This is a genomic window from Micromonospora sp. PLK6-60 (assembly GCF_019890675.1).
In the GTDB taxonomy this organism is placed as follows: domain Bacteria; phylum Actinomycetota; class Actinomycetes; order Mycobacteriales; family Micromonosporaceae; genus Micromonospora.
Genome location: NZ_JAIOAA010000014.1, coordinates 49,875 through 63,206, shown reverse-complemented (window position 1 = coordinate 63,206; position 13,332 = coordinate 49,875). Strand labels below are relative to the sequence as shown.

The window sequence follows — 13,332 nt, the reverse complement described above, 5'->3', positions numbered from 1 at the left end:
TCTCAGGCCGGCTCGGGCCGTTTCCAGGTGAGGGTGACCGTCAGACTCGCCTCCCCGTTGGCGTCGACGAGGAGCCCCGTCAACTTGCCGGCCTTGGCCGTCAGCGCCAGCCCGAACGCCACGCTTGCCTCCGACGGCTTGACCCTGTCCCACACCTGGCCAAGCTCATCGGCGATGGCCTCGACCGTGTCACGGACGCCGTCGAACGACAGCATCTCGTCCAGGGTGACACTCTGCGGGCCGCCACCTTCGGCCAGCTCGGCATAGAACTCCACCCCGTTGGCGGTGACCCGCTCCACCTGCCGCGCCCGTCTCTGCCCCGGCTGCATCCGCAAGACCCCTCGACGTCGTCATTCCCGCGCGTGATCAACTCGGTGCCGTTCGTGGCGGCGCGGCACGGGTAGTTTCGGCGAGCCGTCCGCCGCACGCAAGATCCGTACCGTCCGGCGTCGCATTGACGACAGCCCTGGCGAGGTTCCCGTCAACCGATCGGGTCGCCGGTACGACGCCGCTCAGGCGGGGTGCCATTGGCAAGGTAGGCCGGGACGTCTCCGGCGATAGTTCCTGGTGATGCGGCGCGGTGAGACGCTGGTGGTGGCGAATTTGGCTGAGCGGGCGCAGCGGGTGAATTTGCCGGGGGTGGTGCGGCGGGTGCTGCTGGCCACCTCGGAGGGGGTCACGGTGATGCGGGACGGGATCGAGCTGCCGGCGGAGTCGGCGGCGATCGTGTCGCTCTGAATCGCCGGCCGCAACGCCGGGAGCCTGCGGTTGGGACACATAGATAGGCATCAATAATGAGACGCGGAGGTCGTCCCACCGAAGGTGCGAGCGGTTCTTCGGTGTCCGGCGCTCAGGTCCCGTACACGGCCTTGAAGGTGAAGTCGGTGAGCCGGACCGGGGTGGCGAGGGTGGCACCGTTCGACTCGACCATGGTGATCGCCTGCCCCGAGGTGAGCGACCGGCTGCCGGCGGTCGTGTAGGCGCTGATCTCGTCGAAGTAGACGGCGCCGAACTGGGCGAGCGGATGGACCGGCAGGTTGAGGTCGCCGCGGCTGACGCCGGCGTTCACGGTCACGGCGGGCGGGAACCCGGTGTCGATCGAGAAGTTCATCGTCTGCCGGCTGGTCTCGTTGGTGAAGAAGTAGCTCGCCGTGCCGGCCGCGTTCGTGTTCAGGCACAGCGAGGCGCTCAGCACGTCACCGGGGCGAACCGGCAGGTTGACGTTGCCCACGCCCTGCGCCCACAGCTGGCTGGTGACCTGCTGTGCGGAGTCCACGGACATCTCGACGTGGACGTCGAGGAAGCCCAGACCGGCGAAGGTGCGGAAATGGTTGACGCCGAACGGGCTGGCCGCGAAGCGCAGGCTCGGCACCGTCCAGGTGACGAACAGGATGGTGAACGGCGCCGAGGTAGTGGTGGTGAGCTGGTAGCCGCACGACTCGATGGGATCCGGCCCGAGCGCACGGTTGCCGACCGCTGGCCGGTCCGCCGTCGTGCGGTCGAACTCCGGATCGAGGTGGTCGAAGTCCTGGTAGCGGCGGGCCTGGCGGTCCCACAGCTCGGCCTCGCCGGGTCGGGTCTTCGGGTCGGGCCGGGGCGGCAGCCCATACCGGTTCAGCTCGCTCTGCGCGGCGGCGAACGGGTCGAATTGCCTCGGCGGGGCCGGGAGGCGCCGCACCCTCGTCCGTCCGTGGGCTTCCTGTCCGGTCATGACGTCCCCCATCTCCGGTAGGTCCGCGTGCCGGTCGTGCGCCGGGTCCGCCCGCCGCCGTGCCGCCATCACCCTGCTGAAAAGTGGCACGCGACCGTCACTGTGCGCAGCCGCCAAACCGACAGTGCGGGCTTCCGTCGCGGGCTCCTGACGCCTATCGCACCCACCCGGCCGAGCTGGACGGGTGGGCGGAGGCGACGCTGCTGATGACCGCGCCGTTCACCCCGATGCTGTTCATGGGGGAGGAGTGGGCGGCCACCACGCCGTGGCAGTTCTTCACCAGCCACCCCGAGCCGGAGCTGGCCGCCACGGTCGCCACCGGGCGCGGCGCGGCGAGACGCGTGTCGTGGCGAATCTGGCGGAGCGGGCGCGGCGGGAAAGTTTGCCGGGGGTGGTGCGGCGGGTGCTGCTGGCCACTTCGGAGGGGTCACGGTGATGAGGGACGGGATCGAGTTGCCGGCGGAGAGAGCGGCGATCGTGTCACTCTGAAATCCGCCGAAGCCCCGGTAAGCGTGCGCCTGCCGTACTAGAGGCCGAGATGTTCGTCCGGATCGTGGGTTGAGGCCAACCGAGCAGTGCGCAAGCATTCGAGGACTACCATTCGTCGATCTGTGGAGCGGCCACCGTGAAAGAGATCTTGCCCGTGACGATGCCTGACGGCACGTTGGTGTGGGCCCGGGTCGACATCGTCGATGGTCGGGCTAGCGCTGTAGTGAGGGGCGAAGGCCCGTCGGACGTAGGCATTGAAGACAGGGCAGCGGCGGCGGTACGGGGTCTGCAGGAGACCCTGCACAGTGCAGTGACCAGCGTGCGGGAAGGGCTCCGAGCGGCGAGTCCCGATCAGGTTACCGTCGAGTTCGGGATGGAACTCGCCACAGCTGATGGCGGTGTTGTTGCTGCACTGACCGGTGTGACCGGTGGAGCGACGATCAAGGTCACGGCGACTTGGGGTCAAACCGAACTGGCTGCAGGCTGACACGTGCATGACCAGGCCACATGCCGACTTCATAGCCGATATTCTGCGTGACCAGTGTCTGGTCCTCGTAGAAGGTGGGCGGACCACCGGTAGTGGTTTCTTCGCTGCGCCGGGGTTCGTTCTCACCTGCGCCCATGTAACAGGAGCGGAGATCGGAACGAAGGTCACTGTCTCCTGGCCGGGCCACAAAGCTTCTGCGACCGTGCGGTGGGCCTCTCGGCAGCCGACCGCGACGGGTACCTGGCCGTATCCGGACCTTGCCGTCGTGGAACTCGACGAAGGTCCGTACGGCCATGGGTGCGCTTTCCTGGAGCAGCGCTATCCACCGTTGAAGAGTGACGTTCTTGCGATCGGTCATTCTGCCATCTATCAGGCGACACCCGAGGTTGAGCCGACTGTCCTCCGGTATGGCGGGCTGACCTCGTACCCGCCGGAGCAGTTCCTGAAGCTTGAGAGCAACGAAATTCCGGCCGGCATGTCGGGCGGACCGGTCCTGTCCCTGGAAACTGGCGCCGTGTGCGGTATCACCAAATCGCAGCGATTGGCCAATACGTCGATGGGCGGCCGGGCAGTCCCACTCAAAGCGCTCCGGTGCATCGAAAAATCTCTCTATCGCCGATTGTGGAGAGCGCACGATCGATATCATGCGGTCGATACTCCTTGGCTGAGACATGTCGATGCGATCCGAGCAGCACCTACCTCCGAGCTCAACGTCGGCGAGGAGCGGAAACTTCGTGCGTTGCTAGCTGATTTGCCCGTGGTCGATGCTCACAGGCTCCGATGGAACGGCGTCGCCGGGATCCTGGCGGCTGAACCCGAGGCGCCATTGATCGACTACCGGGATGTGGCGGAAGATCTCAGTCAGTTGTATCGCGGTGACGACCATAGCCTGCCCCTCGCTGTCGCCTACGCCGCGGACCTCGCGCGTGATGGTGCAGATGCCCACGCGAGGGCGCTGGGCGACTGGGTACTGGCGGTGTCACACCGCCGAGGACAAGCTGCCGCCGCCAACCGTCGAATGGCCGTGTCACCCACGGTGCCCCAAACGGTCGCCCTCATGGCTGAGCTGACCCCGGCAAGCCAGGATCGCGGTCTGGTCCGGCTCAACGTCTGGCGGCACCTCAACACCGGTGACTCGGTACCGGTGCACATCGGGCGGAAATCACTGACACCTGAGCGTGCCTGGGGTGATTTGAGAGCTCTGCTCCCTGAGGAACTGCAAGCAGCCGGCGGCACCGCGAGCCGGGTCCGGATCGAGATCTTCGCGCCACTTGAGCTCATGGACGAGCATGTCGGGGGCTGGCGTCTGTGGCCCCGCGCGCAGTGGGTCGAATTGGGCCGTCGTTACCCGGTCGTGTTGCGCGATGTCGATCGCCGCTATGACCGTGGAGTGCAGGGCATGTGGCAGGTGCGGTGGGACAACCTGGCGGCAGCGCCGATCGGCGACCTGCTCACGCCAATCGTCTGCGAGGAATGGCCGCACGAAGCGTACGACGGCCTCATCGAAGGTGATCCCATGCGGGGTGCCCTCGCCCTGGCGGCCTCACCGTTCGGGTCGGCCACCCGAGCCGCATTGGACGTGGCTCTTCCCGCGGGCGTACCCGTCGTGCTGTGGCAGCGCCGGCAGTGCCTCAAGTGTAAAGCGCCCCGCACCGGCCCCTGTCCAGGTGCCGACTTCGTCCGCGACATCGCCGCAATGCTGCAGCAGACCCCACTGCAGGAACTTCCCGAGCGCGTCCGCGCGTTACGCAATGACGCGTTGGCACCGGACAGTACGACGCCGTGTGGGAAGGACCTGGTGCTGCTTTGGGACGATCCGTACAGCCAGCCCCCGCCGATGAAGCGACCCCAGGCGCCTGACACGGACTCACGGGAGTGAGAGGAACTCGCAGTGGACGAGTGGCACGTATATCGAGGCTCTGGCGCACCACACGACGGCATCCAGTCGCTGCCTCCGCCGCCGCCGTGGCGAACGTTCGAGGCCAGGTCGCCGTTCTACGAGCCTGACCTTGCCGGCACTATCCAGGGACCTGCCGCGTCGCGGGCTGACCGTTACATCGCCGATAGGTCGACGGTGGAGATGGTCAACACCGCTCTCTATCTGCGGCGCCCGTTGCTGGTGACGGGAATGCCAGGATCAGGGAAGACCGCGTTGGCCTACGCCGTTGCCCACGAACTCAAGCTCGGACCGGTTCTTCGGTGGCCTGTTACCAGTCGTAGCACGCTCGCGGCAGCTCTGTATCACTATGACGCGGTGGGTCGACTGGAGGGCGCACAACTGGAGGGCGCGGGCAACATCGGACGCTATCTGCGTCTCGGCCCGCTCGGCACGGCGCTGCTGCCCACCCGGCGACCCCGGGTGCTGTTGGTCGACGAGCTGGACAAGAGTGACATCGACCTTCCCAATGACCTGCTGGAGATTTTCGAGGAGGGTCGTTTTGAAATCCCGGAACTGGTCCGCCTTGAGGAACTCGCCGAGGTTGCGGTGGGCACGGCCGACGGGGCCACGGTGGCAACTGTCCGAGATGGACAGGTCTCATGTCTGGCCTTTCCGATCGTGATCATGACCAGCAACGGTGAGCGCGACTTTCCGCCAGCATTCCTGCGCCGCTGCCTTCGACTGGAACTATCGCCGCCCTCGCACGAGAGGCTGAACAGGATCGTCGCCGCCCATCTTGGATCGGCACTCGCCCAAGAGAGTGAAGATCTGATCACCATGTTCCTGAGCCGACGGGAAGTCGCCGATCTGTCGACCGACCAACTTTTGAACGCGGTGTACATGGCCGCGAGCCTCCAGGTCAACGGTGTTCTCAACCGCGAGCAACTCGCTCAGTCGGTTCTGCATCGCCTGGGCGATCCGGATCTCTGACCGTGGCGACCGTCGACGTCACCCTCATCCAGCGAATCCTGGCGGACCTGACCGGCTCCGCCACGGCAGTCGAGATCGCAGATTGTCTCTGGCTGGCCGCCCACCTGCCGAGCGGGCACCCCGCACCCTCGCGGGTGCAGCCCCCGGATCACGACGGGCAGCCGCCGTCGCAACCTCGAGTATCGGTCCCGCGCACTCCGCAGCAGCCCCGATGGCCGAGCCGACCCGCCCGGTCTCCGAGCGCGGGCCAGTTCGCCGCTACACAGGGAGCGAGCAAGACAGGTCGCACTTCCGGCCTGCACAGACCGCTGCAAATCTTGCGCTCGCTGCGACCGTTAAAGCGTCGCGCAGTGTCGCAGCAGCGATTCGAACTTGACGAGGCCGCCACCGTAGCCCAGATCGCCGAGAGACGGTTGTGGCTGCCCGTGATGCGGCCCGTCCCCGATCGCTGGCTGGATCTCACCATCGTTATCGATCAGAGTCCATTCGCCGCGCTGTGGCACGACACCATCGACGCTTTCATTGACACTTGTCGTTATCTTGGTGCCTTTCGAAACATTTCCGTCGCGCATCTACACAACGTCGACGGCATGTCGATGCTGGCTCGAACCACGGATCCGACCGACCGGATGCGTCCGTCCGCGTCGCTGTTGAGGGCTGGACGACAGCAACTCATACTCATGATCACGGACGGCCTCGGTCCCAATTGGCAAACTGGTGCGGCAGCCACTGCCTTGGCCGACTGGGGCGAGCAGGCCGCCGTCGTACTGATCGAACTGCTTCCGGAACGGCTGTGGCGTCACACGTGGCTCGATACATTCGACGGTCGTCTCACCGCACCCCACCGAGGAGCCAGCAATGCCACGACGCGCACCCAGATGCGCCGTGACGGCGTCCTCCGAGACGTGTCCAGGGCGATCGCGATCCCCGTTTTAGAACTGGATCGGCAATGGCTGCGCCCCTGGGCCCATTTCACTGCCGGGACCTCGAACCGCGGGCTGGACGCCGCAGTCGCCATCGTCGGCAGGGAAAGGACCGCCCACACGGCCACCCCAGAGCTGATACCCGCCCCGTCGAGTCCGGCCGAGCATGCATTCGTGCTGCGCACCTCGGTCGCTCCCGACACATTCCGACTCGCGAGCCTCCTCGCCGCCACCGCCCCACTGACGATTCCCGTCATGCGGCATATACAGGACCGGCTCCTGCCGCAGACCGGCCCGGCCGAGATCGCCGAACTGCACATGTCCGGAATCTTTGAGCCGACAGGCGAGATCGGCACCGACGTCGTTTACGATCTGCCGCTGGGGCTACGGCCCGTATTGCAGTCGACGCTGCGCCACCACGAGATCGCCGAGGCTGTCTCCGAGGTGGGTACCTACATGGCGGAGCGGCACGCCGGTAACACGGAGGTCGACCACGCGCTTCGCATCGAGTTCTCCCGCGTGTGCCAACCCCTTGTCGATCGCCTCGGAGTACACGCTCCACACGTCGCGGTGAGTGTCCGACACCGACAGCCCACAGCGGTGGACATGCCAGATCGGGACCCGCCTCACATCGGCGCCGAGCAGTGGGGGCGGGCCGGACAGACCTCGCCGAGCACCCCACGTCTTGTCGGAACTTCTTATCTGGTCATGCAGTTCGAGGAATACGGCGGAGCTGACGACACGTTTATCGTCTCGCACTGGTACCAATGGGCTTCACCGAACTGGCAGTCGGTTCGGGGCGACGACCGTTATGTCAGCTATGCGGAACTGGAATCGACCGTCAACCAGATAGTCGCGGAGATGCAGCGACGGTGGTCAGACCATCCCGAGTCGGTGGCCATCGAATTCATTCTACCCTTTCGTCTGCTCAACGAGCCCGTCGATACCTGGCGAACAGGGATCGATTCACGGATGCCCACCCCGTTGGTATGGAGTTTCCCCATCGTGGTGCGGAGCCTCGAGCGCATCCGGGCACCCCACTGGCATCGGCAATGGGGGCGTCGATGGCAGCGCCTGCTCCAACCACGCGGAGTGCACCGGCTCTACCATGCGACGGCATCGGAGAGCGTAGCCCAGATGGAAGCGTCGTTGTCGTTGTCACCCGATGCGGTGGTGTTGGTGCTCAGCGAACCTCCGACGCCGGGCAGCATCGGCGGACAGCAATTACTAGCTGGGTTGAGAGCGGGCTTGCCGGCAATCTTCTGGTATCGAGGGGACAGCGCAAGACTCGATGAGGTGCGGGAAGCCATTCGTGCCATGATTGACGACGTGCAGGCTACTTCCGGGCTAATAAGCCTTCCCGAGAGCGTTGCGAGGTTTCGGCAAGAATCCTGGGCCGTGGGCACCGGCCACCATATCGGCCGTGGCCTTGCTCTCCTGTGGGATGACTTCAATCGCCAACCAGCCCGGACGAACTACCCAAGTGGCAACGACTGATCGAGCCATTTTCATCCTGCGTAGCCGTTGGTTCCGATGTGATGCAGGGCGAGGATCGCTTGGATGATCGCGGTGGCTCGGCGTGGGCAGCAGCGCAGCTTGACCAGGAGCTTCGAGGTCTTGAGCGTGGCGGTTGCTCGTTCTCCGCGGGCGCGGATCTTCGCGTGGGCGGCCCGGACACGCCGGAACTGGTGCCGCCAGTCGCCCCTTGAGGTCTCGACCGCCGGGTCGGCCGTCAGTTCGTCGCGGAGCTCGCGTAAGGCGGTGGAGAAGTGCGTCAACTCGGCAGCGGGGTGTAGCGTCCAATTGGGAGCGCGCTGGGAACTTCTCACCGCCTTCCAGGCCGCTGACTGGAGTGTAGAGCCACGTTGAAGCCGGACACGATCGGCGCAAGGGTCCGCTACTGGCGGATGCGCCGTGGTGGGATGACTCAGGCGGTCCTGGCTGGCCTTGCCGGCATCAGTCAGTCCTACATCTCGCAGGTTGAGTCGGGCCGAAAGACCATCGACCGCCGCTCCACCCTTGTCGCCATCGCCGCCGCCCTGCAGATCACGGTGGCCGATCTGCTTGGGCAGGGCACCGAGCCTGGCGATCCGGCCCGCGACAGTGCCGCGCAGTCGGTACCCGCGATCTGGTCGGCGTTGATCGAGATCGAAGAGGGTGAGCGGCGGCCGCCGAGTCGCTCAGGGGATGAGCTCACTGCGGATATCGCCCGCAGCGACCGTCTACGCATGAGCTGCAACTACCCGGCGATGGCTCGTATGTTGCCGGACCTCCTCGTCGATGCTGCCGCCGTGGGTGGTCAAGTCCTCGCCCAGGTTGCGTACCAAGCATCGACATGCCTGCGGCATCTTGGGTTCCGGCATCTCGCGCTCAGCGCTGCGCGGGTTGCGGTGCTGGCCGCCGAGGACATCGAGGACCGGGCGTGGATCGGCGCCAGCCGGTTCGCGTTCGCGCAGAGTCTGCCGATCGAATCCGCGCCACTCGCAGCCAGATCCGCCGACCGGTCGTTGGCTGAACTCCAGGCCGATGCCGGGGATCAACGAATGCGGCAGATGCTCGGGCAGCTTCATCTCTCGGCCGCGCTGACCTCGACGGTGAGTGGTCGCATGGACGTCGCTCGCGACCATCTCACCGAGGCGACCCGCGAGGCGGCGAGTCTCGGGGATCCACCGGACGGGGCAGGGTTCAACGGCTGCGGCTTCGGGCCGACCAACGTCGGGCTCTGGGAGATGTCGATCGCGGCCGAGCAGGGCGAATCCGGGAAGGTCATCGAGCTTTCCCGAAAGGTGCGGCCACAGGTCCTCGTGGCGACGAATCGCCAGCAGTCGTACTGGCTCGACCTCGGCCGGGCGTTGGCGGACGGGGGTCGCCGGGACGCCGCCGCAGTGGCCGCCTTCGTGCAGGCTGAACGGGCGGCGCCGGTGCCCTTCACGCTGAACCCGCTCGCCAGGGATGCGGTGGTGGCGCTTGCGCAGCGGGCGAGACGCCGAGCAATCCCTGATGATCTGCGTGTTCTCGCTAGCCGGATGGGCATCACGCTGGCGGTATAACCAACAGTAATCAACCCACAACCCCAGCCTCCTAGTGTCCGAATTTGGGAGGCGCGTGCCTCCCTTCGAACCGGGCGCGGTGGTGATCAGTTTCTGCACTGCCGTGTCGCCAGTGGAGGCGGTATGAGCGGTCAGGGCGACGCAGCGTCGGAGAGCATAGGAGAGCAGGTCGAGGCCGCCGAGCGGGAGGCCGCCAAGCAGCGACTCCTCGCCCAGGCCGAGGCGGACCGGATACCCGCCGAGGACACCACCCGGGCGGTGCCGGACCGGCGGTGGCGGCGGTGACCGGTGAGCCGATCGGCCGGCGGGTGGCCCGGTGGCGGGTACGCCGCCGGCTGACCCAGCAGATGCTGGCCGACCGGCTCGGCAGGTCGAAGAGCTGGGTGGACAAGGTGGAGCGGGGCGTGCGGGGGCTGGACCGGTACTCGGTGATCCAGGAGATTGCCGAGGTGCTGCGGGTCGACCCGTCGGTGCTGCTCGGCGCGCCCGCCCCGCCGTCCGTGGGCCCGCCGGCCGGAGTGGACGCGGTCCGCGCGGCGCTCGCCAGCTACGACGCCGGCCGCACCGCGCTGTCGCCGGGGGAGTTGCGCCGGCAGGTGACGCACGCCTGGCTGACCTACCAGCACGCCCACTACGCGCAGACGGTGCGCCTGCTGCCGGGGTTGCTCGACGCCGCGCGGGGGCTGGCCGGGGCGGCACCGGAGCTGCTGGTGCCGGCGTACCGGGTCGCCTCGGCGGTGCTGGTCAAGCTGGGGGAGGCCGACCTGGGCTGGTTGGCCGCCGACCGGGCGATGGCCGGGGCGGGCGGCGATCCGCTGCTGGCGGCGCCGGCCGCCGCGTCGGTGGGCGAGGCGCTGCGCGCGCTGGGCCGCGACCGGCTGGCGCTGGCCGTGACGGTCACCGCCGTCCCCACCACCACCTCGACGGGTACGCCGCACGGCCCGCTGCTGCTCCAGGCCGCGCTCGCCGCCGCCGGCTGTGGCGAGCGCCGGCACGCCGACGACCTGCTGGACCGGGCCGCCGAGCTGGCGGCACGGCGCGGGGACGATCCACTGTGTCCGGGATTCGGGCCGGTCGCCGTCGAGCTGGCCCGGGTGGTGGCGGCGATCGGGTCGGGCGACGCGGGGGCGGCGGTGCAGCGGCACGAGCGGGTGCTCCGGCGGGAGGCGTGGCGGCGGCTGCCGGCCGAGTTCCGGGCCGCCTACCTGCTCGACGCCGCGCGGGCGTACCTGGCGGTGGGTGACCTGCGCGCGGCCGGCCGGGCGGTGGTCGAGGCGGACGGCGTCGCGCCCGCCGAGGTCCGGTTACGGCCGGTGGCGCGTACCGTGATCGCGGAGATCGCCCGGGGGCGCCCGGCGCCGGCCGGCGTGGCGCGGCTGGCGACGCTTGTCGGCCTGACCCGGTGAGCGGCGGGCGAGCATGCGCCGCGACGATCGCCGGCAGGTGTCGGCGGGAGCGCTGTGGAGTTCGCGGCCGTCGATGGCTGACCGGTCGGCCCCGGCGGGTGGTGATCGGGTTACTATCCGAGATCACGACAAGCGTCGCTGGTCGCCCCCGCCGCCGGAGGTCCGAATGCCCGCCACCCCGCCATCTGCGGCCCTGTGGGCCGCCGCACACGCCGAGCGCGCCGCGCTCGCCGACGAACTGGCCACCCTCGACCCGGCACAGTGGGCGCAGCAGTCGCTGTGTGGGCGGTGGACGGTGGAGGAGGTCGTCGCGCACATGACAGCGGGGACGAGCATCGGGCCGCTGCGCTGGATGGTCAGTGTGGCGGGCGCCGGGTTCGACTTCGACAGGCACAACGCCCGGCGGCTCGTCGAGTACCGGGGCGCCACCCCGGCGGAGACCCTCGCCCGGTTCCGGCGGGTGATCGACAGTAGAACCGCGCCCCTCGGCCCGACCGTGGCCTGGCTCGGCGAGGTGGTGGTGCACGCCCAGGACATCCGGCGTCCGCTGGGGATCGCTCGCACGCCCCCGGTCGAGGTCGTCACGCCCGTCGCCGGCTTCTTCGTCCGGCGGAATTTCGCCGTGACCAGCCGTACCACCGGCGCGGGGCTGCGGTTCGAGGCGACCGACGGCCCCTTCGCCGCCGGGGAGGGGCCGCTGGTCGCCGGTCCCACCGTGGCGCTGACCATGGCGTTGGCCGGCCGCGGTGCCTACTGCGACGACCTCACCGGGCCCGGGGTGCCGGAGCTGCGCAAACGCTGCGCGTCCGCCTGATCGAGGCCCGTCCACGTCGATCATGGAGTCGTGGTGGTCGACGGGGCATTCGTGGCTTTCGAGGCGCCACCACGCCATGATCGCGGGACGAGCATACTGAGTATGCTCGTCGGCATGTCACCCTCTCGTCGCGTCCTGGTTTTCCTCGTGCCGGTCGCCGGCTTCCTGCTCGGGTTCCTCGACTTCGTCTGGATCAAGTGGGTGCCGTACCCGTTCGCCGAGCTGGGCAACTCCACCGCGACGTGGGCGGTCGCGGCGTTCGCGCTCGGCTGGTGGATCCGCGCGGGGGCGGTGCGGGCGGCGGTGGCGGCAAGCGCGCTGCTCGTCGTCGCGGTACCCAGTTACTACCTGGCGGCGGCGCTGCTCCAGGGGGACGACCTCGCCGTCATCGGGGCGCCCACCGCGCTGCTCTGGATGGCGTTCGGCGTACTCGCCGGCGTGGTGTTCGGCGTCGCCGGCACCTGGGCCCGGTCCGCCGGCTGGCGGCGGGTCGTGGGTGTCGCGCTGCCGGCGGCCGTGTTCGTCGAGGAGGCGCTCCGCTTCGTCGGCAAGGCGCGGTCCGGCTATCCGGGGGCGTGGTGGAACGTGGTCATCGACCTCGGGCTCGCGGTGCTGCTGGTGGTGCTGGTGGGCGGGTCCGCGCGGGTGCGACTGCTCGCCGCGGCCGTGGCGGTGCCGCTGGCCGGCCTCGGTGCGGTGACGTTCGCCGCCCTCGGCGGCTGACTCGGCCTGCGGTCCATCGCTCCGGAATCCTTCCGGAACTCACGGCCGCCGAAGTCGGTGTGTTCGGCGGATTCCTGGGGCGGGCCGGCGGACGTGCGCGGCGAGCGCTGCGGAAACTGCTGCTGGGCGCGGCGATCGCCGCGTCAGATCCCGCTACCGCCACGCCAGCATGTTTCCGAAACATTTCCGAGAGTCATTGACGCTCCGATACGGCGGTCGCATAATTTTCGGCATCGACAGATCTCGACTCCTGTCGATCCGGGTCGCTACCGCGACGGGGACGACCCGGGCATTCACAACTGGATGGCCATGGCGGCCGAGGGCTACCAGAGCAGTGGTAGCTCGCACATCACGATCGGCGGCTCCGGCGGTGGTGGCGGGGGCGGCGGTCGTGGTGCCGGCGGGGGCGGTGGCGGCGGCGGTGGGTGCACCGCCACCCTCTCGGCTCGCACGACTGGACCATGACGATCCCACACAATGGCAACTGGACCTGGCCCTCGGTCTCCTGCGGCACCGGCTGACCGACGGTCGCTGCGCGGCGGCTTCCCGGGCCGCCGCGCCCCACCTCCGCCGGCCGACGGCCCGTCGGCCGGCGGAGGCTTGTGCGCCGGCCCACGCCTGCCGCGCCGTCCGTGGCGCGCCGTGCGTCCGTGCCGTGCCGTTCCGTGCGTTCGTGCCGTGCCGTTCCGTGCGTTCGTGCCGTGCGTCCGTGCCGTGCGTTCGTGCCTTTGCCGTGCGTCCGTGCCTTGCCGTGCGTCCGTGCCTTGCCGTGCGTCCGTGCCTTGCCGTGCGTCCGTGCCGCGCCCGGAGGCTCCCCCGGGAAGGTGGTCGATCCGCAGCCTACGAACTTGATGACGTAG

At 68.5% G+C, this 13,332-nt stretch carries 13 protein-coding genes and 1 pseudogene; 10 read left to right on the top strand and 4 right to left on the bottom strand.

Annotation, left to right across the window (positions count from 1 at the left end; translation table 11 throughout):
* Positions 1–2 precede the first annotated feature (2 nt).
* On the bottom strand, positions 3–299 hold the full coding sequence (locus K7640_RS22855) for a CU044_2847 family protein (RefSeq protein ID WP_222956937.1): 297 nt from the start codon (positions 297–299) through the stop codon (positions 3–5).
* 271 nt (positions 300–570) lie between these two features.
* Between K7640_RS22855 and K7640_RS22850 the strand changes: the two genes are divergently transcribed.
* Positions 571–738 carry a DUF3459 domain-containing protein gene (locus K7640_RS22850; RefSeq protein ID WP_255609779.1) on the top strand — a complete coding sequence of 56 codons (168 nt, stop codon included), beginning with the start codon at positions 571–573 and terminating at the stop codon, positions 736–738.
* Between the two features lie 112 nt (positions 739–850).
* Here the strand turns inward: K7640_RS22850 and K7640_RS22845 are convergent, their stop codons facing one another.
* Positions 851–1,678 (bottom strand): G1 family glutamic endopeptidase, encoded by an 828-nt coding sequence (locus K7640_RS22845; RefSeq protein ID WP_222956936.1) that lies wholly within the window; start codon positions 1,676–1,678, stop codon positions 851–853.
* A 187-nt stretch (positions 1,679–1,865) separates the two neighbouring features.
* Positions 1,866–2,021, bottom strand: coding sequence for a hypothetical protein (locus K7640_RS22840; RefSeq protein ID WP_222956935.1), 156 nt, complete (start codon positions 2,019–2,021; stop codon positions 1,866–1,868).
* A 315-nt stretch (positions 2,022–2,336) separates the two neighbouring features.
* On the opposite strand from K7640_RS22840, the gene K7640_RS22835 reads away from it, so the two are divergent.
* Genes K7640_RS22835 through K7640_RS30640 form a run of 4 tightly spaced genes read left to right on the top strand, consistent with a single transcriptional unit; the run spans position 2,337 to position 7,976 of the window.
* Positions 2,337–2,687 (top strand): CU044_2847 family protein, encoded by a 351-nt coding sequence (locus K7640_RS22835; RefSeq protein WP_222956934.1) that lies wholly within the window; start codon positions 2,337–2,339, stop codon positions 2,685–2,687.
* A gap of 7 nt (positions 2,688–2,694) precedes the next feature.
* A complete protein-coding gene (locus tag K7640_RS22830) occupies positions 2,695–4,566 on the top strand; it encodes a trypsin-like peptidase domain-containing protein (RefSeq protein WP_222956933.1) in 1,872 nt (623 codons plus the stop codon).
* A gap of 12 nt (positions 4,567–4,578) precedes the next feature.
* Entirely contained in the window at positions 4,579–5,556 is a 978-nt protein-coding gene (locus K7640_RS22825; protein ID WP_308042637.1) for a MoxR family ATPase, read from the top strand.
* Between the two features lie 2 nt (positions 5,557–5,558).
* The gene (locus tag K7640_RS30640) at positions 5,559–7,976 is read left to right on the top strand and encodes an SAV_2336 N-terminal domain-related protein (protein WP_308042636.1); all 2,418 of its coding nucleotides are present in this window, start codon (positions 5,559–5,561) and stop codon (positions 7,974–7,976) included.
* 11 nt (positions 7,977–7,987) lie between these two features.
* Here K7640_RS30640 and K7640_RS22815 read toward each other — a convergent pair.
* A pseudogene (locus K7640_RS22815) lies at positions 7,988–8,173 on the bottom strand (IS5/IS1182 family transposase); the annotation flags it as partial.
* A gap of 171 nt (positions 8,174–8,344) precedes the next feature.
* Between K7640_RS22815 and K7640_RS22810 the strand changes: the two are divergent.
* The 5 genes from K7640_RS22810 (at position 8,345) to K7640_RS22790 (ending at position 12,472) form a co-directional block, all read left to right on the top strand.
* Entirely contained in the window at positions 8,345–9,529 is a 1,185-nt protein-coding gene (locus K7640_RS22810; protein ID WP_222956931.1) for a helix-turn-helix domain-containing protein, read from the top strand.
* Positions 9,530–9,652: 123 nt separating this feature from the next.
* The gene (locus K7640_RS22805) at positions 9,653–9,814 is read left to right on the top strand and encodes a hypothetical protein (protein WP_222956930.1); all 162 of its coding nucleotides are present in this window, start codon (positions 9,653–9,655) and stop codon (positions 9,812–9,814) included.
* A gap of 62 nt (positions 9,815–9,876) precedes the next feature.
* Positions 9,877–10,935 carry a helix-turn-helix domain-containing protein gene (locus K7640_RS22800; RefSeq protein WP_255609790.1) on the top strand — a complete coding sequence of 353 codons (1,059 nt, stop codon included), beginning with the start codon at positions 9,877–9,879 and terminating at the stop codon, positions 10,933–10,935.
* A gap of 166 nt (positions 10,936–11,101) precedes the next feature.
* Positions 11,102–11,749 (top strand): maleylpyruvate isomerase family mycothiol-dependent enzyme, encoded by a 648-nt coding sequence (locus tag K7640_RS22795; RefSeq protein WP_222956928.1) that lies wholly within the window; start codon positions 11,102–11,104, stop codon positions 11,747–11,749.
* Between the two features lie 114 nt (positions 11,750–11,863).
* Positions 11,864–12,472, top strand: coding sequence for a DUF6518 family protein (locus tag K7640_RS22790; RefSeq protein ID WP_255609777.1), 609 nt, complete (start codon positions 11,864–11,866; stop codon positions 12,470–12,472).
* Positions 12,473–13,332 lie beyond the last annotated feature (860 nt).

Coding starts and splice junctions, on each gene's coding strand:
- K7640_RS22850 (WP_255609779.1), top strand. CDS start 571: ATGCGGCGCGGTGAGACGCTGGTGGTGGCGAATTTGGCTGAGCGGGCG.
- K7640_RS22830 (WP_222956933.1), top strand. CDS start 2,695: ATGACCAGGCCACATGCCGACTTCATAGCCGATATTCTGCGTGACCAG.
- K7640_RS22805 (WP_222956930.1), top strand. CDS start 9,653: ATGAGCGGTCAGGGCGACGCAGCGTCGGAGAGCATAGGAGAGCAGGTC.
- K7640_RS22800 (WP_255609790.1), top strand. CDS start 9,877: ATGCTGGCCGACCGGCTCGGCAGGTCGAAGAGCTGGGTGGACAAGGTG.
- K7640_RS22795 (WP_222956928.1), top strand. CDS start 11,102: ATGCCCGCCACCCCGCCATCTGCGGCCCTGTGGGCCGCCGCACACGCC.
- K7640_RS22790 (WP_255609777.1), top strand. CDS start 11,864: ATGTCACCCTCTCGTCGCGTCCTGGTTTTCCTCGTGCCGGTCGCCGGC.